The 22,353-nt window shown below is 60.4% G+C and carries 18 protein-coding genes; 11 read left to right on the plus strand and 7 right to left on the minus strand.

Annotation, left to right across the window (positions count from 1 at the left end):
* Positions 1 to 5 precede the first annotated feature (5 nt).
* Positions 6 to 1,400 (plus strand): phosphoglucomutase/phosphomannomutase PgmG, encoded by a 1,395-nt coding sequence (gene pgmG / locus VIN96_RS03505; RefSeq protein ID WP_331894048.1) that lies wholly within the window; start codon positions 6 to 8, stop codon positions 1,398 to 1,400.
* Positions 1,401 to 1,427: 27 nt separating this feature from the next.
* Here pgmG and VIN96_RS03510 read toward each other — a convergent pair whose 3' ends face one another.
* Positions 1,428 to 2,624, minus strand: coding sequence for a D-alanyl-D-alanine carboxypeptidase family protein (locus VIN96_RS03510; protein WP_331894049.1), 1,197 nt, complete (start codon positions 2,622 to 2,624; stop codon positions 1,428 to 1,430).
* Between the two features lie 536 nt (positions 2,625 to 3,160).
* On the opposite strand from VIN96_RS03510, the gene VIN96_RS03515 reads away from it, so the two are divergent.
* The 6 genes from VIN96_RS03515 to VIN96_RS03540 all read left to right on the plus strand — a co-directional run bounded on the left by VIN96_RS03515 (position 3,161) and on the right by VIN96_RS03540 (position 11,670).
* Complete coding sequence (locus VIN96_RS03515; RefSeq protein ID WP_331894050.1) at positions 3,161 to 3,652, plus strand: phasin family protein; 492 nt, start codon at positions 3,161 to 3,163, stop codon at positions 3,650 to 3,652.
* A 178-nt stretch (positions 3,653 to 3,830) separates the two neighbouring features.
* Positions 3,831 to 5,168, plus strand: coding sequence for an HlyD family efflux transporter periplasmic adaptor subunit (locus tag VIN96_RS03520; protein ID WP_331894051.1), 1,338 nt, complete (start codon positions 3,831 to 3,833; stop codon positions 5,166 to 5,168).
* A 9-nt stretch (positions 5,169 to 5,177) separates the two neighbouring features.
* A complete protein-coding gene (locus VIN96_RS03525) occupies positions 5,178 to 8,297 on the plus strand; it encodes an efflux RND transporter permease subunit (protein WP_331894052.1) in 3,120 nt (1,039 codons plus the stop codon).
* Positions 8,298 to 8,485: 188 nt separating this feature from the next.
* Complete coding sequence (gene clpS / locus VIN96_RS03530) at positions 8,486 to 8,824, plus strand: ATP-dependent Clp protease adapter ClpS (protein ID WP_331894159.1); 339 nt, start codon at positions 8,486 to 8,488, stop codon at positions 8,822 to 8,824.
* 78 nt (positions 8,825 to 8,902) lie between these two features.
* Positions 8,903 to 11,287: an ATP-dependent Clp protease ATP-binding subunit ClpA gene (gene clpA / locus VIN96_RS03535; RefSeq protein WP_331894053.1), complete on the plus strand. Its 2,385-nt coding sequence runs from the start codon at positions 8,903 to 8,905 to the stop codon at positions 11,285 to 11,287.
* Between the two features lie 209 nt (positions 11,288 to 11,496).
* Complete coding sequence (locus VIN96_RS03540) at positions 11,497 to 11,670, plus strand: hypothetical protein (protein WP_331894054.1); 174 nt, start codon at positions 11,497 to 11,499, stop codon at positions 11,668 to 11,670.
* Between the two features lie 9 nt (positions 11,671 to 11,679).
* Here VIN96_RS03540 and VIN96_RS03545 read toward each other — a convergent pair whose 3' ends face one another.
* The 3 genes from VIN96_RS03545 to VIN96_RS03555 are packed head-to-tail and all read right to left on the minus strand — an operon-like array spanning position 11,680 to position 13,757.
* Positions 11,680 to 12,027 (minus strand): hypothetical protein, encoded by a 348-nt coding sequence (locus VIN96_RS03545; RefSeq protein ID WP_331894055.1) that lies wholly within the window; start codon positions 12,025 to 12,027, stop codon positions 11,680 to 11,682.
* An 11-nt stretch (positions 12,028 to 12,038) separates the two neighbouring features.
* Complete coding sequence (locus VIN96_RS03550; RefSeq protein ID WP_331894056.1) at positions 12,039 to 13,217, minus strand: GNAT family N-acetyltransferase; 1,179 nt, start codon at positions 13,215 to 13,217, stop codon at positions 12,039 to 12,041.
* Between the two features lie 60 nt (positions 13,218 to 13,277).
* Positions 13,278 to 13,757 (minus strand): RidA family protein, encoded by a 480-nt coding sequence (locus VIN96_RS03555; protein ID WP_331894057.1) that lies wholly within the window; start codon positions 13,755 to 13,757, stop codon positions 13,278 to 13,280.
* A 221-nt stretch (positions 13,758 to 13,978) separates the two neighbouring features.
* On the opposite strand from VIN96_RS03555, the gene VIN96_RS03560 reads away from it, so the two are divergent.
* Together VIN96_RS03560 and VIN96_RS03565 are read left to right on the plus strand one after the other, a co-directional pair.
* Entirely contained in the window at positions 13,979 to 14,473 is a 495-nt protein-coding gene (locus VIN96_RS03560; RefSeq protein ID WP_331894058.1) for a response regulator, read from the plus strand.
* A 90-nt stretch (positions 14,474 to 14,563) separates the two neighbouring features.
* Positions 14,564 to 14,845 carry a pyrimidine/purine nucleoside phosphorylase gene (locus VIN96_RS03565; protein WP_331894059.1) on the plus strand — a complete coding sequence of 94 codons (282 nt, stop codon included), beginning with the start codon at positions 14,564 to 14,566 and terminating at the stop codon, positions 14,843 to 14,845.
* A 32-nt stretch (positions 14,846 to 14,877) separates the two neighbouring features.
* On the opposite strand, the gene VIN96_RS03570 is transcribed toward VIN96_RS03565, so the two are convergent.
* Together VIN96_RS03570 and VIN96_RS03575 are read right to left on the minus strand one after the other, a co-directional pair.
* Positions 14,878 to 15,357 carry an RT0821/Lpp0805 family surface protein gene (locus VIN96_RS03570; protein WP_331894060.1) on the minus strand — a complete coding sequence of 160 codons (480 nt, stop codon included), beginning with the start codon at positions 15,355 to 15,357 and terminating at the stop codon, positions 14,878 to 14,880.
* An 88-nt stretch (positions 15,358 to 15,445) separates the two neighbouring features.
* Complete coding sequence (locus VIN96_RS03575) at positions 15,446 to 15,697, minus strand: CDGSH iron-sulfur domain-containing protein (RefSeq protein WP_331894061.1); 252 nt, start codon at positions 15,695 to 15,697, stop codon at positions 15,446 to 15,448.
* Positions 15,698 to 15,792: 95 nt separating this feature from the next.
* Here VIN96_RS03575 and VIN96_RS03580 point away from each other — a divergent pair, with 95 nt between their 5' ends.
* Positions 15,793 to 16,128, plus strand: a complete 336-nt coding sequence (locus VIN96_RS03580; protein ID WP_331894062.1) for a hypothetical protein — start codon at positions 15,793 to 15,795, stop codon at positions 16,126 to 16,128.
* 128 nt (positions 16,129 to 16,256) lie between these two features.
* Positions 16,257 to 17,867: a hypothetical protein gene (locus tag VIN96_RS03585; protein WP_331894063.1), complete on the plus strand. Its 1,611-nt coding sequence runs from the start codon at positions 16,257 to 16,259 to the stop codon at positions 17,865 to 17,867.
* Between the two features lie 172 nt (positions 17,868 to 18,039).
* On the opposite strand, the gene VIN96_RS03590 is transcribed toward VIN96_RS03585, so the two are convergent.
* Positions 18,040 to 21,747 (minus strand): vitamin B12-dependent ribonucleotide reductase, encoded by a 3,708-nt coding sequence (locus tag VIN96_RS03590; protein ID WP_331894064.1) that lies wholly within the window; start codon positions 21,745 to 21,747, stop codon positions 18,040 to 18,042.
* Between the last annotated feature and the right edge of the window lie 606 nt (positions 21,748 to 22,353).

The following is a 22,353-nucleotide window of genomic DNA, read 5'->3' on the forward strand; positions in this document are numbered from 1 at the left end:
AGTTCATGAGCCACTCGGACGCACGCACCCTCGACCCTGAAATATTGCGCGAGTACGACATTCGCGGCATCACCACGGGTAATTTCACGGCCAAGGATGTGTTCGTCATCGGTCGGGCGTTCGCTGCCATGTTGGCGGGCAAGGGCGGTCGCAGTTGTGTGGTGGGATATGACGGACGGCTCAGTTCGCCCGAACTGGAAGCGGCTCTGGTCGACGGCTTGATCAATAGCGGCATCGATGTGGTGCGCGTCGGGCGTGGTCCGACGCCGATGCTGTATTACGCCGGCGCGACCCAGGGCGTCGATGCGGCCTTGATGATCACCGGCAGCCACAATCCGTCTGAATACAACGGCATCAAGATGACCGTCGGCGGCAAATCGTTTTACGGCGAAGACATTCAGAAACTGGGCCAAGTCGCGGCCTCGGGCGCGTTCGTCGACGGCAATGGCGCGGCCCGCGAACTCAGCGTGTTCGGAGATTATGTCGCGCGGGTGTTCCAAGATTACCGCGGCGACAAAGAACTCACCGTGGCGTGGGATCCCGGCAACGGCGCGGCAGGTGAGGTCATTTCGGATCTGGTCAAGCGCTTGCCCGGCACCCACCATGTGATCAACGCTGAAATCGACGGCACCTTTCCCGCCCACCACCCGGACCCGACGGTGGAAAAGAATCTCGACCAGTTGAAGGCCTTGGTGGCGGAGCACAATTGCGATCTCGGCTTCGGTTTCGACGGCGACGGCGATCGGATCGGCGTGATCGACGGCCACGGCCGGGTGCTGTGGGGCGACCAGATCATGGTCATCGCCGCGCGCGAAGTGCTGGCGGACGAACCCGGCGCGACCATCATCGCCGACGTCAAAGCCAGCCAGGTGTTCATCGACGAGATCGAGCGCCTGGGCGGTAAGCCAATGATCTGGAAAACCGGGCACAGCCACATCAAGGCGAAGATGCAGGAAACCGGTGCGCCGCTGGCGGGCGAAATGAGCGCGCACATCTTCTTCAAGCACCGCTATTACGGTTTTGACGATGCGGTTTATACGGCGGTTCGGTTGCTCAGCGTTGTGGCCGGGAGCGCCGAAAGCCTGGCCGACATGTACGACGCCATGCCGCGTATGATCAACACCCCGGAAATTCGCATCGACTGTTCCGAAGCGCGCAAGTTTCAGATCATCGAAGAAGTACGGGTGCGGTTGAAAACGCAAACCGGCATTTCCGTCAACGAGATCGATGGCGTGCGCGTCAGCACCGAAGACGGTTGGTGGCTGTTGCGGGCGTCCAACACCCAGGCGGTGCTGGTGGCGCGTTGCGAAAGCGAGACCGAGCAGGGGCTCGAGCGTCTGAAAGACCTCTTGCGTGCTCAACTCGTCGCCAGCGACGTGAGCGCGCCCGATCTCGGCTAAATCAAAGCTTACAATTAAATTTGCAGACTAATTCAACGACGCGACTTCCAAGTGCTCGGTCGTTTTCAGCGGCATGCAGCCGTACTTTTTCTGCTTCAGGAATTTGCACGCCCGGTAAGCCTGGGTTTTGCTGATGCCCATGACCCGACCGCGATAAAGCACGCGGCCGTTTTTCTTTTCCAAGGGCGCCACCGTGATGTCGCCATCGGCCAAGTAGCTGGGCGCCAAGCTCACGGCTTTCACGGCGATTTCATAGGCCGGGTCGTATGCCTTGTAGGCGCCGATCTGCACGCCCCAGACGGCCTTGGCGCTGCTGTCGGTCGTGGTGGTGGAGGGGCGGTTCGGCGATTTGGCTGGCGTATTGGCGGCGGTTTTCAATTCGGTTTTGCCTTGCGCTTGGGCGACGGCCATCTGCGGATCGACCTTGGACCAGCCCTTGTCCAGCAGCTTGACCATGTGGTTGTTGCGCGTGGTGGAGTTTTTCGCCCCGAACACCACCCCGATCAGACGTTTTTCGCCGCGTTTCACCGATGCCACCAGATTGAAGCCCGAGGCGCGGATGTAGCCGGTTTTGATGCCGTCGGTACCTTCGTAGTTGGTCAGCAACTGGTTGTGGGTCTTGTAGGTCTTGCCCGAATACTCGAACGCGGATTCCGAAAAATAATGATAGCGATGGGGGAAGTGCATCAGCAAGGCGCGCGCCAGCTTCGACATGTCGCGCGCGGTGGACATCTGGGCGCGGTGGGGCAGGCCTGATGCGTTGCGGAAAGTGGTGCTGGTCATGCCCAAGGTGCGCGCCTTGGCGGTCATCAACAGGGCGAATTGGCGTTCGGTGCCGGCCAAGTGTTCGGACACGGCGGCGGCGACGTCGTTGGCGGATTTGATCGCCAGAGCGCGGATGGCGTCTTCGACGCTGAGCGTCTGGCCAGGCTTGAGGCCCAGCTTGGACGGCGGTTGATTGGCGGCGCGGCGCGACATCATGATACGGTCGTCCATGCGCAGGCGGCCGTCTTCCAGGGCCTCGAAGACCATGTAAAGGGTCATCATCTTGGTCAGGGATGCGGGGTAATTGCGCGTATCGGCATTGATTTCGTGTAAAACCTCGCCGGTTTTGGCGTCGATCACCAGCGAAGCGTATTTGGCGTGGGCGAGGGTGGGGCTGAACAGGGTCGCCAACAACAGCACGAGTGCCGCCAGCGCAAACGCAGCGCTCGATCGCGGCATCTTGAAAGGCATCCCCCAGGTGTGGCCCGTTGCAAGCCCGGTGGCGGGTCCGGCGGTGGGCGCGTCGGCGTCCGTATGGCTCCTCAAAGCGCGCTCTTCCCTTTATCTGCAGTTCTGACCGGGGCTTCGTTTGGTGTGGGGCGACGTTCGACCGCGCCTCCTTAAAGCCCTGTTTTAAACCGGGAACCCACTATTTGTGCGGGAAACCGGGCGCGACCGCAAGTGGAAAGCATGCCCCCAACTGCGTTCATGTCCGATTCTCTCCCGCTTCGGTCTAAAAATTGGTTAAGACTCAACGCAATGGATCATCATTTTGTGCGCGCTCACGTCGGGCGAGCGAAACATGACGGGCATGTGGACCTTTTATGAAGAAATTGTGCACTGCAAAATAATCATTGACTAATGTTGCGGTGCAGCATAAATTAAACCTGTAAATCGGACTCGTGTGGCACATCGGGTCCTGATATCGCCAAGTGTAGCTTTGGGTAGAAGTTCCGGCGATCAAGAGCCCGTATCCCGTTTAGGAGTGATGAGTGATGAGCACCGCAAAGAAAAAAGCCGATCCCGCAATCAGCGCCATCGACGCTGTTGCCGAAAATTTTGAAGCCACCGCCGACATGATCAAAGACGGCCTCGACGCCGCCATCAAAGCCGGTACCGAGCAGAACCAAGCCGCGAAAGCTTTCGAAGGCATGGATTTCCCCGGCCGTGAAAACTTCGACGCCGCTGTGAAAGCTGGCGAAGCCTATGTCGCCGGCTTCCAGGAACTCAACGGTCTGTTCTTCCAGGCTGCCAAGGCCGCGGTTCGCTTCAACAGCGAAGCCGCCAAGACCCTGAGCGCTTGCAAAACCCCCGAAGAGTTGACCTCGGCACAATCCAAGCTGGTTAAGGCCGGCTTCGAAACCGCCGTCGAAACCAGCACCACCATCGGCCAGACCGCGCTGAAGGTTGCTGGCGACGTGAGCGCACCGCTCAGCGGTCAGTTCGGCGCCGTCTACAACGATTTCGTTGCCAAGACCGCAGCTTAAAGCTCCCAAGGCTCCCAATCCTCCCTGTTTGGGCAGCAACTCGAAAGGCCCGGTGGTTTTCCGCCGGGCCTTTTTTGCGTCTTGAAACATTCGGTTACGCAATTGTGATTGCTTTCAAAAATTCCCAAGGCCACGATGTACAAATCTTGTTTCGGTTCTGCGATAGGGTTCTGACGTCATGCGTGCTTTGCCTCAAAAATTTTGGATTGTCCCGCCGGTACTGATCGGCATTGCGGCGTTGTTCGCGGCCACGATGATCAAATCGGGGCCGCAACCAGCGACCAGAGAAGAGCGCGCTGCCAAGGTGCGCGTCATCAAGGTGTCCAAATTGGATGTCGTGCCGCATGTTTCCGGTTATGGCGCTGCCCAACCCGGGCGGGTGTGGAGCGCAGTGGCCGAAGTCGCGGGGCCGATCGTGTGGGTTTCGCCCAATCTGGAAAATGGCAAACAAATCGCGGCGGGCGAGGAGGTTCTGCGCATCGACGAGGCCAGCTACCGCCTGAACCGCGCGCAGATCGACGCGCAGATGCGCGCGTCCGAGATCAAGGACAAGACCACCGCAGCCTCCCTGGCCATCGCCGAGCGGGATCTGAAGCTGTTGCGCGACGATTATGCGCGCAAAAAGGAACTGGCCGCCAAGGGCGCGGTGTCGAAAACCAGCCTCGAAGCCGCTGAACGCCAGATGTTGAGCGGCGAAACTCAGGTGCAGAACCTGAAAAACAATTTGGCCGTCAACGCCGCCGACCGCGAGGTCCTGGCCTCGCAATATGCATTGGCCGAGCTGGATTTGAGCCACACCCTGATCACCGCGCCGTTCGACGTGCGCATCACCCAGGTCAACGCCGATCTGGCGCAGTACGCCAGCAAGGGGCAGACGTTGTTCCAAGGCGACGGCACGGACATGGCCGAGGTCGAGGCACAGTTTCCCATCGGTTCACTGCGTCCGCTGATCGCCGGGCGACAAATTGCCCAAGGCGGCACGCCTTCGGCGCTATCGCCCATGCAAGGCGCGTTGGGCTTGGACGCGACGATTCGCCTGAATGCGGGTACCCATACGGTCGAATGGCCGGCCAAGGTGACGCGGGTGTCGGGCACCATCGACGCCGCGACGCAGTCCGTGGGCATCGTCGCCAGCGTTGCCGATCCCTACCAGCAAGCCAGCCCCGGCCAGCGCCCGCCCTTGGTGCGCGGCACCTTTGTCGAGGTCAAACTGCAGGGTGCGCCGATCGAAGGGCAACTCGCGGTGCCCGCCGAAGCGGTGCGACAAGGCAAGGTCTATGTGGTCGGCGAAGACAACAGACTGGTCATACAGCCGGTCGAGGTCGCCTTCACCCAGGCGGGTTTCAGCGTTCTGTCCAAGGGGCTCAAGCCCGGCAGTCTGCTGGTGGTCAGCGATCTGGTGCCGGCCATCGCGGGCATGTTGCTCGATCCCGTCGAGGACAAGAAAACTAAAATGAAGCTGGTCGCGGATGCGACCGGGCAACAACCCGATCCGTCCAAACGCCAGAAGCAGTAGGCCGTCGCCATGATCCGTTATTTTGCGCAGCATCCGACGGCGGCCAATCTGATGATGGCGGCGGTCCTCATTCTCGGTTTTACGGCGCTGCCGAAATTGCAGCGCGACACCTTTCCGACCATACCCGCGACCGAGGTCGAAATTCGTGTCGCATACCCCGGCGCGACCCCGGCCGAGGTCGAGGACGCGGTTTGCCAGCGCATCGAAGACGCACTCGAAAGCGTCACCGACCTGGTCGAGGTGCGGTGCGATGCGCGTGAGAACGTCGCCATCGGCGTTGCCGAAATGCGCGAAGGCGCGGACCTGGGCACCTTTTACGACGATGTGAAATCGCAGATCGAAGCGATCACCAGCTTTCCCGCCGAGGCCAAGTCGCCGTCGGTGATCAAGCTGGAGCGCACTGCCGTGGTTGCCTCCATCGCCATTACCGGCGACATGGAACCGCGCATGCTCAAGGCCTATGCCGAAAAGGTCAAAGACCGCATCAAGCGCGACGGCCGCATCGCCCAGGTGGTGGTGAAGGGCTTTTCCGATCAAAACATCGCCATCGAGCTGCCGGTAGAGGTGCTGCGCCGGTACGGGTTGTCCATTTCCGACGTCACCGCCGCGCTGGAACGCCAAAGCCTGGATCTGCCCGCCGGGGTGATGCAGGCCCAAGGCGGTGATTGGATCGTGCGCTTCACCGGCCAGCGGCGCGTGGTCGAGGATTTCAAGAACCTCGTTGTGACCTCCAGCCGCGCGGGCGGGCGGGTGTTTTTGGGCGACATCGCGCGCATTCACGTCGAATTCGACGCGCCGGAAGAAAAGGTCTTGTTCAACGGTCAACGCGCGGCGTTGCTGGAAGTGTCGAAGACTGAAAACCAAGACGCTTTGCGGGTGATGACCGCCATTCAGGAAAATCTGCAACGCGAACGCGCCGCCGCGCCGCGCGGGGTACGTTTCGATATCAGCCAGGACACCACCTCCAACATTCGCGACCGTCTGCGGTTGTTGACGGAAAACGGCGCCATGGGCTTGGTGCTGGTGTTTTTAGTGATGTGGGCGTTTTTCAGCCTGCGCTTTAGCTTTTGGGTCACCATGGGCTTGCCGGTGTCGTTCTTGGGCGCGGTGTTCGCCATGAACGCGCTGGGCTATTCCATCAACATGATCACCATGGTGGCGTTGTTGGTCGCCATCGGTTTGTTGATGGACGACGCCATCGTCATCGCCGAAAACATCGCCGCCCAGGCGCGCAAGGGCAAAAAAGCCCTGGACGCGGTGGTCGACGGCACGCGCCAAGTGCTGCCTGGGGTGTTCGCGTCGTTCGTCACCACCATTTTGGTGGTCGGGCCGCTGGGGCTGATGATGGGCAAGATGGGGGCGGTGCTCAAATTCATGCCGATCATCTTGGTGATCACCTTGGCGGTCAGCCTGATCGAGGCGTTTTTGATCCTGCCCGCGCACCTGCGCCATGCCGTCGATAGCGCCCACGGCGACGACCGCAACCGCGTGCAGCGCTGGGCGGAAGGCAAGTTTGGCGCCCTGCGCGACAATATACTCGGCCCGTGGGTGGATCGCGCCATCGCCCGGCCGTACCTGACGGTGGGCACGCTTTTGGGCGTGGTGCTGGTGTCCGTGGCGACCATTCCAGCGGGGCTGTTCAAGTACCAAGCATTCCCCGACCTGGAAAGTGACACCATTCAGGCGCGTATTCTGTTGCCCCAAGGGACGCCGCTCGCTCGCACCGAAGAGGTGGTGGCCTTGGTCGACGCGGCGCTCAAACAGGTCGACGACGAATATTCGGCACACCAAAAAGGCGGGCAACGGTTGGTGCAAAACGTCACCATTCAATACAACACCAACATCGACGCGTTCGAAAGCGGCCCGCACATCGCCACCGTCAGCGCCGACTTGCTGCGCGCGGAAAAGCGCAACGGCAAAATCGTGGATATGCTGGCGCGCTGGCGCGAACTCACCGGCGCGGTGCCCGACGTTATCGCCTTTAAGTTCACCGACAAGGAACGCGGCGTCGCGGGCAAGGCCATCGACGTGCGCCTGCACGGCAACAACCTCGATCAACTGAAAAAGGCCTCGGTCGAGCTGCAAACGTGGCTGCGCGGGTTCAAGGGCGTGTTGGATCTCAGCGACGACCTGCGTCCGGGCAAGCCGGAATACCAGATCAGTCTGAAAGACAGCGCCGGCAGTTTCGGCGTGACGTCGCGCGCCATCGCCGCCGAGGTCCGCGCCGCGGTGCAGGGCTCGACCAATTTGGAAATCGCCGCGAGGGATGAGACCTATGACGTGGTGGTGCGTGTCGCGGGCGATGACCTGAAAGGGTTGAACGACCTGCGCGAACTGACCGTCACCGCCGCCGATGGCCGTCAGGTGCCGTTGTTCGCCGTCGCCGACATCACGGAAACGCGGGGCTTTTCGCGCATCAACCGGGTCGGCGGGGCGCGCACCGTGACCATCCAGGGCAAGCTCGACACTGATGTCGCCAACGCCCGCGAGCTGATGGCGGCGATGAAAGCCAAGTTCATGCCCCAATTGAAGGAAAAGTATCCGGGCATTCGTTTCTCGTCCCAAGGCCAAGACAAGGAAACGGCGGCCACCGGCAATTCCTTGCAGACCAATCTACTGATCGGTCTGGTGGGCATCTTCTTGGTGTTGGCCTTGCAATTTAAAAGCTATCTCCAACCCGTCGCGGTGCTGATGTCGATCCCCATGGCGGTGATCGGCGTGATCTGGGGCCATTTGGCGCTGGGCCATGAGTTGACCATGCCGTCGATGGTCGGCCTGGCGACGCTGGCGGGCATCGTCGTCAACGACAACATCTTGCTGGTGGCGTTCATCAAGGAACGCTTGGCCGCAGGCGAAGACGTCGCCCATGCCGCCCGCCAGGCCGCGCGCGACCGGTTTCGCGCCATCATGCTGACGTCGTTGACCACCATTGCCGGATTGCTGCCGTTGCTGATGGAAACCAGTACCCAGGCGCAGTTTTTGATCCCGCTGGTGATCAGCCTGACGTTCGGGCTGTTCAGCGCCACGGTGCTGGCGTTGTTGATGGTGCCGTCGATGTTCATGATCTTCGATGACTTAGGCCTGCTGAAGGCCGAAACCGCCGCCGCGCCGGTTAACGAGAAGAATTGAACCTTTTTTCGCATTTGGGGGTGGTGATCGGCCCCCCCACACCCCAAATTCTTGGTGAACAATCGAGGGGGCCGAATTTACGGCCCCCTTCGTTCGCGCTATGATTTGACGGTTGAGGTGATTCCCTGGCCATGTCGGCGCAAGATCACGGACGGCGGAGATTTGAACACGTGAGCAGAAGTTTTCTGATGAGCCAGACCGGCGGCAGCGGCGGCGGTCGTGACGACGACCACGATACGGGGCTGGTCCTCAAAACCCGGCAAAAGACCAAAAAACCGTCCATGTACAAGGTTTTGATGCTGAACGACGACTACACCCCGATGGAATTCGTGGTGCATATCTTGGAGCGCATCTTCAACAAAACCCAGGAAGAAGCCACACAGATCATGCTGCACGTGCACCAAAAGGGCGTCGGTGTGTGCGGCGTGTTCACTTATGAGGTTGCCGAAACCAAGGCCGCCCAGGTGATGGACTTGGCGCGCCAAAATCAGCATCCTTTACAGTGCACAATCGAAAAAGATGCCTAAATAAAGAAGACGAAAGATACGCAACCTCATAAAAACAGCGCCCCGATCAAACGGACGCACAGCGGAGAGTGAACGACGATGTTGTCGAGAAACCTAGAGCAGTCCTTGCACCGCGCCCTCAACATCGCGGGTGAATACCACCACGAATTCGCCACGCTGGAGCACCTGTTGCTGTCGCTGATCGAAGACCCGGATGCGGTCTCGGTGCTGCGCGCATGCGATGTGGATCTCGACAAAATCCACGACGATGTCATCAATTTCCTCGAAAACGAGTTGGTCTTGCCGCCGCTCGACGGCTTGGAAGACCCCAAGCCGACATCCGGCTTTCAACGCGTGATTCAGCGCGCCATCATCCACGTCCAGTCGTCCGGCCGCGAAGAAGTCACCGGCGCGAACGTATTGGTGGCGCTGTTTTCCGAACGCGAATCCCATGCCGTCTACTTCCTGCAAGACCAGGATATGACCCGACTGGATGCGGTCAATTACATCAGTCACGGTATCGCCAAGGCGCCGGGCGCGTCCGAAGAGCGTCTGGTCACCGGCGCAGACGAGGATCTAGACGAAGAGGGCGGGGCGAAAAAGGGCGAAGATGCGCTTAAGACCTACTGCGTCAACCTCAACGACAAAGCCGCCGAGGGCAAAATCGATCCGTTGATCGGGCGCAGCGACGAGATCGAGCGCACCATTCAGGTGTTGTGCCGCCGTACCAAGAACAATCCGCTTTACGTCGGCGATCCGGGGGTTGGTAAAACCGCCATCGCCGAAGGCTTGGCGCGGCGCATCGTCGAAAAAGACGTGCCCGAAGTGCTGCTGGACGTCAAAATCTGGGCTTTGGACATGGGCGCGCTGTTGGCCGGCACGCGCTATCGCGGCGATTTCGAAGAACGCCTCAAGGCGGTCATCAAGGAAATGGAAGCCACCCACGAAAACGTCCTGTTCATCGACGAAATCCACACCGTGATCGGTGCGGGGGCGACCTCGGGCGGGTCGATGGACGCATCGAACATCTTGAAGCCGTCGTTGGCCGCGGGGGCGCTGCGCTGCATCGGATCGACAACCTATAAGGAATACCGCAACCATTTCGAAAAGGATCGCGCCCTGGTGCGCCGGTTCCAGAAAATCGACGTGAACGAGCCTTCGGTCGAAGACACGGTCAAGATCCTGCGCGGCCTCAAACCCTATTACGAAGAGCACCACAAGGTCCATTACACCGACGCTGCGCTGCGTTCGGCGGTGGAGCTGGCGGCGCGCTACATCAACGATCGCAAGCTGCCCGACAAAGCCATCGACGTCATCGACGAGGTCGGCGCATCGCGGATGCTGGTGGCCGAAAGCAAACGCAAAAAGAACGTTTCGGTAAAGGACGTGGAAGCCGTGGTCGCCAAGATCGCACGCATCCCACCGAAAAGTGTTTCAAGCGATGATGTCAAAGTTCTCAAGAACTTGGAACGTGATCTTAAGTCAATGGTTTATGGTCAGGATCAGGCCATCACCGCACTTTCAAGCTCTATTAAGCTGGCGCGGGCGGGTCTTCGCGAACCCAACAAGCCGATCGGCTCGTACCTGTTCTCCGGTCCCACCGGGGTCGGCAAGACCGAGGTCGCGCGTCAACTGGCCATGACCATGGGCGTGGAACTGGTGCGCTTTGACATGTCCGAATACATGGAACGCCATTCGGTCTCGCGCCTGATCGGCGCGCCGCCGGGCTATGTCGGCTTCGACCAAGGCGGTCTGCTCACCGACGCGGTGGATCAGCAGCCGCACTGCGTTTTGCTGTTGGACGAAATCGAAAAGGCCCACCCGGACCTGTTCAACATCCTGTTGCAGGTGATGGACCACGGCAAGCTGACCGACAACAACGGCAAGACCATCGATTTCCGCAACGTGGTGTTGATCATGACCACCAACGCGGGCGCGGCGGATCTGGCCAAGGCGGCCATCGGGTTCGAGCGCACGGTGCGTGAAGGCGACGACCAGGAAGCCATCGAGCGGATGTTCTCGCCGGAATTCCGCAACCGTCTGGACGCCATCATCCCGTTCGCCAACCTGTCGCCGGAAGTCATGAGCCAAGTGGTGGACAAGTTCGTCATGGAACTCGAAGTCCAGCTTGGCGAGCGCAACGTCACCATCGAACTGACCGACGAGGCACGCGTGTGGCTGGGCAAGAAGGGTTATGACCGTAACTTCGGCGCCCGGCCCTTGAGCCGCGTCATTCAAGAGCACATCAAGCGGCCCTTGTCCGAAGAATTGTTGTTCGGTGCGCTGGTCAACGGCGGCGTGGCGCGGGTCAAGGTCGAAGACGGCAAAATCGCGTTCGATTATCCCGAACCCGCTCCCAAGGCGCCGCCGAAAAAACGCGGCGGACCCAAGGGTGGAAAAGGCGGCCCCAAAGGCTCTCAAGACGGACAGGGCGGTCTGCCGGTGAAGGCCGGGCGCTCGCCGGTTCCGGCGGTGGTGAAGTGATCTGAAGCCGTCGTCGCTTTTGTGCCGCAGTTAATTTCCGACATGAACTTCACAAACATCTCTCCTTTTGCGTTAAGCAAAGGGGGAGATGTTCGGTTTCGTCTCATCAAATGTGTGAGAAGTATTTCTCAGTACATTGATTTAAAACAAAAGATGCGAGCCGCCTCTCTTCCCCCGCCTGGCACACAGCTTGATCGGAGGACATGATTATGGGCATCAACGTTTATATGGGCCGCAAATTCAACGCCAACCATCAATTGGCGATTTTGCTGACCCGTCACCTCGGTTTCGATGGGGCGCGCCAGGAAGCGCGTAAAAACGGCTGGAAAGGCGTTTTGGCCGCGTTGGACGAGCAGAACGCCATCGTTACCGTGCCGCGCTAGCGCACGACGTTATTGCCCCGTGGGGCCTGCAGAGGGGCCTGCAGCGGGCGCACCCGCTGTGGGGCAAGCGCTTTCGGTGACGATCCGCGTCAGTCCTGGGCCACGAAACGACAGCAGCTGGTGGGTGCCGCCGGGTATGTTGAAATCGCGCTGATTGGGCGTGCCGAGGTTTTGCCCCGGGCGGCTGCGTTCGACCTTGACGGTGATGCAGGTTTGGCAGGCGTTGTAGACGGTTTCGCGTCCCGCCGCGTCGCGCAAGATGCGCGCACAGCGGTTGATGGCCATGGCCTCCGCCACACTGGCGAGCGCGACAACGCCGAACATCGCCACCACGGTGATTTTGTAAAAATTCGCCATGGCCGATCTTATCAAAGCCCTTCGCCCTGGCGATAGGGACTTTCTTCGTGCAGCAATTCGCGTTCGTGGTGGATGGCGCGCCGCTCTTGGTCGAGGAACTGCGCCACCGCCCGGCGAAACCCGGGATCGGGAATGAAGTGGGCGGAATGAGTCAGAACCGGCACGTAGCCGCGCGCGATCTTGTGTTCACCCTGGGCCCCGGCCTCGACCCGCGCCAAACCCAGTTCGATGGCGGCGTCGATGGCTTGATGGTAGCAGACTTCGAAGTGCAGGTAGCGCACGTCCTCTATGCAGCCCCAGTATCGGCCATACAGCGCGTCGGTGCCGATCAGGTTGAGCGCGCCTGCGATGATGTCGCCGTCGCGCATCGCCATCACCAACATCACCCGGTCCGCCATGCGTTCGCCCAAAAGCTGGAAAAAGTCGCGATTGAGGTACGGTTGGCCCCATTTGCGATTGCTGGTGTCGAGATAAAAGCCGTACAGGGCATCCCAATGGTGGGGGCGGATCGCGTCGCCGCTGAGGCGTTCGACCCGCACCCCGCTGTCTGCGGTGGCGATGCGGCGTTCCTTTTTCAGCGCCTTGCGCTTGCGCGACGACAGCGCGCCCAGAAAATCGTCGTAACTGCCGTAATCGCGGTTGTGCCAATGGTATTGCAGGCCGACGCGCGAAAGATACCCCGCGTCGTTGAACACGGCGACATCCGCGTCGGGGATAAAATTGGCGTGCAGACTGGACAGATCGGCACCCTGGGCGGCACCGGCCATGGTTTCGGCCAACTGGCGCTTGAGCGTGGCACGGACCGTCGTACCGAGGTCACCGCGCACCAACAACCGCGGCCCGGTCACCGGGGTGAACGGCACCCCCGACATCAGTTTGGGATAATAGGTGCCGCCCGCGCGCTCGTAAGCTTCCGCCCAGCCCCAGTCGAACACGTATTCGCCCATGGAATTGCCCTTGAGATACAAAGGGCTGGCGGCCAGCAGCGCGCCGCTATGATCCTTGATCAGAACGTGACGCGGCGACCATCCGGCTTTGGCGTCGACGCACCCGGCGTCTTCCAAACTGGCCAGAAAGGCATAGCTGAGGAACGGGTTTTCCGCCCCCGCGCAGGCATCCCACTCGTCTGGCGAAACACCGCTTAAGCGCTCCGCCACCGATACATCGAACTGTTCGCTTCCGTCAGGCATGGCCTAGAGATGTGAGTCCGTTGTACGGATCGCAAGGATATTTGTCGCAACCAGGGTGGCTTATTCGATTTCGAACATGCCCTCGACCTCGACCGCGACGCCGAGCGGCAGGGTGTTGACGCCGACGGCGGCGCGGGCGTGCTTGCCGGCGTCGCCGAAGACTTCCGCCATCAGGTCGGATGCGCCGTTGATGACTTTGGGTTGGTCGGTGAATTCGGCGGTACAGTTGACGAAACCGCCCAGGCGCACCACCCGCTTGACGCGGTCCAGATCGCCGCCACACGCCGCTTTGAGCTGGGCGATGAGGTTGAGGCCGCACAGTTTGGCGGCTTCGTAGGCTTCTTCGGTGGTGAAATCCTCGCCCACCCGGCCGACGTATTTCAGCTCACCGTTTTCCAACGTGATTTGTCCCGAAATCACCACCAAGTTGCCCGTCTGCACGTAAGGTACGTAGTTCGCAGCCGGTGTGGCGGCTTGGGGCAGGGTGAGGCCGAGTTCGTCCAAGCGGGCTTGCACGCGGTTGGTGGGGGTGGCGGACATGGGAACCTCTAATCATCGGTGAACGGAATGGGCGCACTTTAGCCTTGGCACGCAGACATCACAAGCCGTCTTGGCGATGTCGAAGCTTGGTCGATAGAGATCATGTAATCCGTTTGGTTATGGCCGCATCAGCGTGTCAGACTACAACTAAAGAGTACTAAAATATGTGGGGCGGCACCCTATATACTATAGATGGTTTTGGCATTTTCCGAGGAAAGCGTATGCCGAACATCTTGATTGTCGATGACGACGACAATATCCGCCAGTGGCTTTCAACGGTATTGAAAGCCACCGGTTATAGCGTGATCGAGGCAGAATCCCCTGAACACGTGATACGCCAGTTGTTGGGCGGGGACGTCGATCTGGTGTTGATCGATTACCATATGCCGGGCCAGGATGGACTGTCTGTTTTGCGCGATATTCGTGCCATGCGCATCACCACGCCGACGATCGTCTTGACCCATGACAACTCCCAATCGGTTGCGGTGGAATGCTTTCGCAACGGCGCCGTGGATTTCGTCGCCAAGCCCATTGATCCCGATTATCTGGCCATCGTCGTCCAACGCGCCTTGGACACGCACGCGGGTACGCTGAAAAACGTGGCTTATCGGGCGTTGGGCTACGTTCAGCACAAAAAAGAATGCAGCCATTTCGTTAATTCTCAAACCTGCAGCTGCGGGCTCAAGGACGTGATCGAAAACATCCAAGATTTTTAGGTTTTTGTGCGATCTCAGCTTGCGCGAACGGGCATCACGGAGTTACATGCCGCGACCACCCAGTTCGTGTTTCCAGTTGGAGAGAAAAACGTGTTTCCCGTGAACGAATATTTCGACGGCAACGTCAAATCCATCGCCTTCGCCGGCGAACAGCTTCCCGCCACCGTCGGTGTGATGGCGCCCGGTTCTTACGAATTTTCCACCAGCAAAAAAGAAGTCATGACGGTCGTTTCCGGTGCGCTGACCGTGAAATTGCCGGGAGCGGCGGATTGGCAGACCTTTGCGTCGGGCGCATCGTTCGAAGTGGCGGCGGACCAGAGCTTTCAGCTCAAAGTCGAACACGACACGGCTTATCTCTGCACTTACGAATAAGTCTCAGAGCCAACCGATTCGCCGCGCCTCGTTCAGTTGACGACGCGCCACGTGCCGTCGGGTTGCCGGCATGCGGTGCCATAGGCTTTTTGTTCTTCACCGGCGACGATGACGACCTGTTCGTATTCGCGGCAGTACGTGCCGCTATCGTTTTGGTACGTCTTGGTCGGGGTAACCGTGCCGCTGTGGCCGCTATCGGGGTTGGACCATGTCGACGTCGCGCCTGTTTTGGTGTGTTCCAGGGACGCCTGACTGGTGCGTTCCATCATCAAGCGATCGGTGTTGTCCAGCGACCGACCTACCGACGATCCCGCGATCGCGCCGATGATTGCGCCTGCGCCGGTAGCCCACAACTGGCCTTCGCCGCCGCCGACTTTAGAACCGAGAAAACCGCCGAGAACCGCGCCGGTGATGGCGCCGAGGGTTTCTTTCTGGCCGGCTTGTTGGGTGGTGTCGCATCCACCGACAACCAACGCTGCCGAAAGGGCAAGGGGAATCCAAACGCGTTTCATTTCGACCTCCTGTTTATGGTCGTGTTGTTGTTGATTACTATCTCATGAGTATACGACTTTTTTGTGACGCGGTTAACCGTCGTGCGGCTTACGGTTTCGGTTCAAGGGCGTTGTGCGCGCCGTCGCAATAGGGCGGATTTTTCGTCTGTTTGCACATGCACAGCCAGGCTTGGCCGGATTTTTTGGCGGTGAACACCACGGGCTGGTGATCGGTGCCTTTGTGCGATCCGTCGCAATAGGGTTGGGTCTTGGACCGGCCGCATGCACACCAGGCGTACTTTTTTCCAATCTCCAAAACGACTTCGACGGGGTGGTCGGCGGCGACTTCGGGCTTGCTCATGGGCTTTATCTCCTGGGCTGCCATTGTGAAATTTCTCCATTGGGTTATATGGGGAAGGTAAGAGCCAATGAAAACCTCATAGGAAGGTCGATACCATGCGTACACGTACCACTCTGTTTGCGTTCGTTCTTTTCGGCGGGCTTTCGACGGGATTGGCCGTGACCAGCCCGGCTTTCGCTCAATCTGGCGGACAATCCGGTGTCCAATCCGTACAGGCCGGGCCACAATACGGCGGCGAAAACCCGAAGGAATTGTTCGAGGGCGCGACGCGCATGGCGATGAAGGCGCTGGAACTGCTGATCAGAACGCTGCCCCAGTACGAGCCGCCGGTGGTGTTGGAAAACGGCGACATCTTGATCCGACGCAAACCGGTCAATCCGCCCGTGAGCCCGCCGGACAGTGATGGTGGGGCCGACGCCCACCGCATTTAATCGGCCCAATTCCCATCCGTGCCTAGGGCGTGCGGGGGAATGTTGGCTGGGGTATACTGATCGCACGCGGGAATCGAGGCCATAGGACGTGAAGTCTTGAGCCAACAAGGGCAGGGAGTATCCGGGCGATGAAGGTGCAATTCAGGTTTACGGCGCTTGTGTTGGCGATGCTCGTCGGCGCGTCGAGCCTTGTGGCCGCACCTTCGGCATGGGCGCAGGTGCGTTCGGGCAGCCTCGAAGAAGACCTGTTCGACAGCGTGCGCAACAAGGATATGAACGGCGTGCGCGCCGCCTTGAATGCCGGTGCGGATGTGTTCGCCACCGACATCTTGGGCAATCGCGCCGCCGACGTCGCCGTCGATCTCGGCCAGTTCGATATCGCCCATTATCTGTTAACGGTCATGGATCGCCGCAGCGCCGCGGCGAAAGACGCGGCAAAAGTGGTGCTGACGCCGCCTCCTTCCACGGTGCAAACTGCACCCGTTACGCCCACCGTCACGCCACCCGTCGCAGCGCCCATCGTCGCGCCGCCGCCGGTTGTGGCGGCTCCGCGCGTGGTGCCGCAGCCCGCGCCAGCCGCTTCCAAACAGATCCCAAGCCAGATTCCAGGGCCCAACCCGTTTGCGGTGAACACGCCGCCGCGGTCTTTGAGTGCCGCGGCATCGCCGCCAGCCCCCACCGTCGTCAGTCTGAGCAAGCCGCAACTGCGCATGGCCGGGGCGAAACCGAGCACGCCCGCCAGCGTGCCCGCGGCGCCATTGGCGACGCCCGAGAGGGAGCCGCAATCGACCCTGCACATCCAGCCCGGTGAGGCCACACAAAAGCCAACCGATCCAACCGCGTCAGCTACACCAGCTACACCGGCAACGCCAGCCGCACCGGTTGGCGCTCCAGCTTTACCCGCGTCCGCTTTTAAGGCGGCCACGCCTACGGCGACACCCGCGCCCGAGCAGCGCCTCGCAGCAGCAGAAGAGCCGGGCTGGTTCAGCAAGATGACCAGCTTTTTCAGCAGCGACGAGGTCGATGAGCCCGCAGCCGCGCCGACACCGGCTGCGACACCCGCCGCAATACCGCCGACAGAACCGACGCGCGCGCCGCAACAGGCCGAGGTCGCGGCGTTGACCGCGCCGGTGAAAGCTGCCCCGGTTGCACCGTCTTCGCCGGGCGCGTCCAAGCGCGACAGCATCGTGCTCACGGCGGCGTTGGCGCTGGGTAAGGCGCCGCCGCCAAAACCCGCCGCGCTGCCCGCCGACAGCATGCAGCTTCAGGCCGATTGGCCATGCGTCAGCAAGGGCCACTGGGGCATCGTGTGCTTGGAACAGGCGCGCTGGCCGGACGCCATCGGCGCGCATTTCGACACGGTGCACAACACGCTCTATCGTGGCCGCAAGGCGGTGGTCGGTTATGAAAACGACCGCGCGGACTTCTTCTATGTGGTGTTCAACTCAAGCGGCTTTAAAGACATCGTGGCGGCGTTCAGTCAACGCCTCGGGCCGCCCGATTTGGTCAGCCAGCGTCAAATCAAACCGTTCCAAAAGCTGCTCGAGGTCAATCCCGTGCGCAGCTGGTTCGCCCGCGATCCGCAAACGGGACGGGAAATGGTGTTGGAAATTTCCATGTTCGAAGATCAGGCCTCGACCTTCCCGGTGATGGACGAAGGCGCGATCAAGCTGACCTACGTCGACGAAGACAGCGTGTTCCGCTATCTCAGCCCGATGGAACTGCAACGTTTCAATTGAAGTAAAGCATTTGGACAAAAGGGGAGGGCGCAGCGGTTTCCCGCTCGACGCCCTCTAAGTGATCCAGGGAGGAGTCTGGATCTGGGTGTGGAGGGCCCCTCCACGTTCCCTGGGCCCTCCACGTTCGATGTCCCCTTTTGCGATGCAATCCCTTACGGATGGCTGCCGGTGCTTACGAGCAGCCGGTGGTGCCTCCGCAGGTGTCGCACTTCAAGCAGGTGCCGTTGCGCACCAGCGTGAAGTTGCCGCATTCGGGGCAGCTGTCCCCTTCGTAACCGCGCATGCGGGCTTCGCGCACGCGCTCCATGTGGATGTCGACGGTTTCGACCAAGGTGGTCTCGACGTTCATCATGCCGCCGGCTTCGGCCATGCCGCCGGAAACCGACTGGGGCATGCCGCCGCCGGATGCCGCAACCGCCTGGGTGGCTTCCGCGACCGCCGGTTGGGGCTTGGCTTTTTTGTCCGCCGCGCCGCCTTTGATGACGGTCAGCTTTTGCGAACGCACGAAGCCTTGGCTGGTCAGTTTTTCGACCGCGTTGATGGCGTCTTCGACCATGCCCATGTCGCTTTCGTCATGGCCCGAACCCATGGCGTCGGGCATCAGGTCGGCGGGCTTGGCGTGGGCCAAGTCGTTGCGCGCCAGATAGCTGACCGCCAGTTCGCGGAAGATGTAGTCGAGGATCGAGGTCGACATCTTGATGGTTTCGTTGCCTTCGACCAAGCCTGAGGGCTCGAAACGGGTGAAGGTGAACGCTTCGACGAACTCTTCCAGCGGCACGCCGTATTGCAGGCCGATGGAAATGGCGATGGCGAAGTTGTTCATCAACGAGCGGAACGCCGCGCCTTCCTTGTGCATATCGATGAACACCTCACCGATGCGCCCGTCGTCGTATTCGCCGGTGCGCAGGTACACCTTGTGGCCGCCGACGATGGCCTTTTGGGTGTAGCCCTTGCGACGGTCGGGCAGCTTTTCACGCTCGACCATGCGCTCGATCACGCGTTCGGTGATGATTTCGGCGCGCGCCGCAGCGGCGGCGTTGTCGTTGTAGGCTTCCGCCAGGGTTTCTTCGTCATCACCGAGGTTGTCGTCGTCGAGCAAGGATGCCTGCAGCGGCTGGCTGAGCTTGGAGCCGTCGCGATACAGCGCGTTGGCCTTCAGACCCAACTGCCAAGACAGCATGTAGGCGTCTTTGCAATCGTCGACGGTGGCGTCGTTGGGCATGTTGATGGTCTTGGAGATCGCCCCGGTGATGAACGGCTGGCTGGCCGCCATCATGCGGATGTGGCTTTCGACGCTGAGCACGCGCTTGCCGATGCGGCCACACGCGTTGGCGCAATCGAACACCGACAGGTGTTCATCGGCCAAATGCGGCGCGCCTTCCAAGGTCATCGCACCGCACACGAAGGTGTTGGCGGCTTCGATGTCGTCCTTGCTGAAGCCCAGGTGCGACAACATGTCGAACGACAAATCGTCGAGCTGGCTGGCTTCGATGCCCAAGGTCTGGGTGCAGAAATCTTCGCCCAGCGACCACTTGTTGAACGCGAACTTGATGTCGAAGGCGTCTTTCAACGCGACTTCCAGCGCGGCGAGGGCTTCGGTGGTGAAGCCTTTGTCCTTCAGCGCGGCGTGATTGATCGCGCCGGTGAAGTTTTTCAACGAGCTGTGGCCCAAAGCATAGCGTTCGATGCTTTCAACTTCCGCTTCGCTGTAGCCGAGGCGTTCGAGCGCCGCCGGAACCATGCGGTTGATGATCTTGAAGTAACCACCACCGGCGAGCTTCTTGAATTTCACCAAGGCGAAGTCGGGCTCGATGCCGGTGGTGTCGCAATCCATGACCAGGCCGATGGTGCCGGTCGGCGCGATCACCGTGGTCTGGGCGTTGCGATAGCCATGCAGTTGGCCGAGTTCGAGCGCCTGGTCCCACGATTCACGAGCGGCAACGACCAGCGCGCCGTCGGGGCAGCTGTCGGCGTCGAGCGGCACCGGCAGAACCGACAGGCCTTCGTAGCCGGTGGATTCCGAGTGCGCCGCGCGGCGGTGGTTGCGGATCACCGTGAGCATGGCGTCGGCGTTCTTGGCGTAGCCTGGGAACGCGCCCATTTGACCGGCCATTTCGGCCGACGTGGCGTAGGACACACCGGTCATCAGCGCGGAAATCGCACCGCAGATGGCGCGGCCTTCGTCGCTGTCATAGGAGTGACCGGCCGCCATCAGGAAGCCGCCGATGTTGGCGAAGCCAAGGCCCAGGGTGCGGTATTCGTAGCTGAGTTGGGCGATCTCGGCGGACGGGAACTGCGCCATCAAGACCGAGATTTCCAACGTCACCGTCCACAAGCGCACGGCATGTTCGAACGCCGGTACGTCGAGCGAGGCGTCGGGCTTTTGGAAGTTATAGAGGTTCAGCGATGCCAAGTTGCACGCCGTGTCGTCGAGGAACATGTATTCCGAGCACGGGTTGGACGCGTTGATGCGACCCGATTCCGGACACGTGTGCCATTCGTTGATGGTGGTGTCGTACTGGATACCGGGGTCCGCGCACGCCCATGCGGCGTGGCCGATGTTTTCCCACAGGTCGCGGGCCTTGATGCGCTTGTGCACTTCGCCGTTGGTGCGGCGGATCAATTCCCACTCGCCGTCTTGCAGCACGCGCTCCAAGAAGTCGTTGGTGATGCGCACGGTGTTGTTGGAGTTCTGACCGGCGACGGTCATGTAGGCCTCAGAGTCCCAGTCGGTGTTGAATTCCGGGAACTTGACGTCGGTGTAGCCTTGGCGGGCGAATTGGATCACGCGCTGGACATAGTTTTCCGGGATCATCGCGCGGCGCGCGGCTAAGATGGCCTTTTTCAGCGCCGGGTTTTCTTTGGGATCGAAGCGGTTTTCGTCGTCGCCGTCACCGCCGCCGTGGCACGCCGCCATGACTGCGTTCATGTGTTTGGACACGGTCTTGGAACCGGTGACCAGGGCCGCGACCTTCTGTTCTTCGGTGACTTTCCAGTTGACGAAGTTTTCGATGTCGGGGTGGTCGACGTCGACCACGACCATCTTGGCCGCGCGGCGGGTGGTGCCGCCGGATTTGATCGCGCCCGCAGCGCGGTCGCCGATCTTCAAGAAGCTCATCAGGCCCGAGGACTTGCCGCCACCGGACAGGGGCTCGTTTTCGGCGCGCAGGTTGGAGAAGTTGGTGCCGGTGCCGGAACCGTATTTGAACAGGCGCGCTTCGCGCACCCACAAATCCATGATGCCGCCTTCGCCGACCAGATCGTCACCGATCGATTGGATGAAGCAGGCGTGGGGCTGGGGGTGTTCGTAAGCGGATTTGGATTTCACCAACTTGCCGGTGGTGAAATCGACATAGTGGTGGCCCTGGGCGGGACCGTCGATGCCGTAGGCCCAGTGCAGGCCGGTGTTGAACCATTGGGGCGAATTCGGGGCGGCCATCTGCTTGCACAACATATAGCGCATTTCGTCGAAGTAGGCGGATGCGTCCTCTTCGCTGTCGAAGTAGCCGCCTTTCCAGCCCCAGTACGCCCAGGTACCGGCGAGTCGGTCGAACACTTGCTTGGCGCTGGTTTCGCTGATCGAGCGGGCGTCGGCGTCGAGCTTTTTCAGCGCCGCCTTGTCGGGCTCGGAGCGCCACAGGAATTCCGGCACGTCTTTTTCTTCGACGGGCTTGAGCGCCGCAGGCACGCCGGCCTTGCGGAAATATTTCTGGGCGATGACGTCGCACGCCACCTGGGTCCATGCGGCGGGAGCCTCCATGTCGTCCAGGCGGAACACGATCGAGCCATCCGGATTGCGGATTTCGCTCGTCGTGGAACGGAATTCGATGTTGGCGTAAGGCGATTGGCCTTTTTTGGTGAAGTGACGCTGAATACGCATATGAGCCCAGACCCCAGGTTCTTGTGGTTGCTTACAGTGGTGCATGGATAGGAGACACGAGGCATCCCCCCAACTCCCCCCAGATTGCCCCGAAAAGGCCGTTTGCTACGGCTCTATGGCGCGACATGGTGGTTTGACACTACCAAATGTGCTGCCAGTGACGGTGCGACACAATATGTAGCCTAAGACGAGTTAACGCTCAATGAATCATCGCAGTTTCGACCACAAAAAATTGTGCATAAAACTCTACTAGCCGCTAAATGTTGTGCTCTTTCAAAACCTTGTCGAGCGTCCATTAGGAATTGCTTGAACTCGGCGTGGTTGTTCTAATCCGTTTCATCTAGGGCGTCGCTTAAGCCGAGGCTGGACCTAGGAAAACCCCCGGCAAATGGCGCGAACGGCTCGCATCTGCGGCGGGGCGGGACTGTTGCGGTGCTGAAATGACCGGGTGAGAATCGATTACTTTCGATTTTGCTTATATAAAAGAGGCGTTTGTCGCGTTTCGATACCCTAGACGGATTGGGGTGCTCATGCGATAAAAGTGCCGCCCACTCGTCTTGGTGATTCCTTTCAAGCAGGGGGTGGAGCGCAGTCATCTATATGTGG

This window comes from Magnetovibrio sp. (genome assembly GCF_036568125.1).
Lineage (GTDB): Bacteria > Pseudomonadota > Alphaproteobacteria > Rhodospirillales > Magnetovibrionaceae > Magnetovibrio.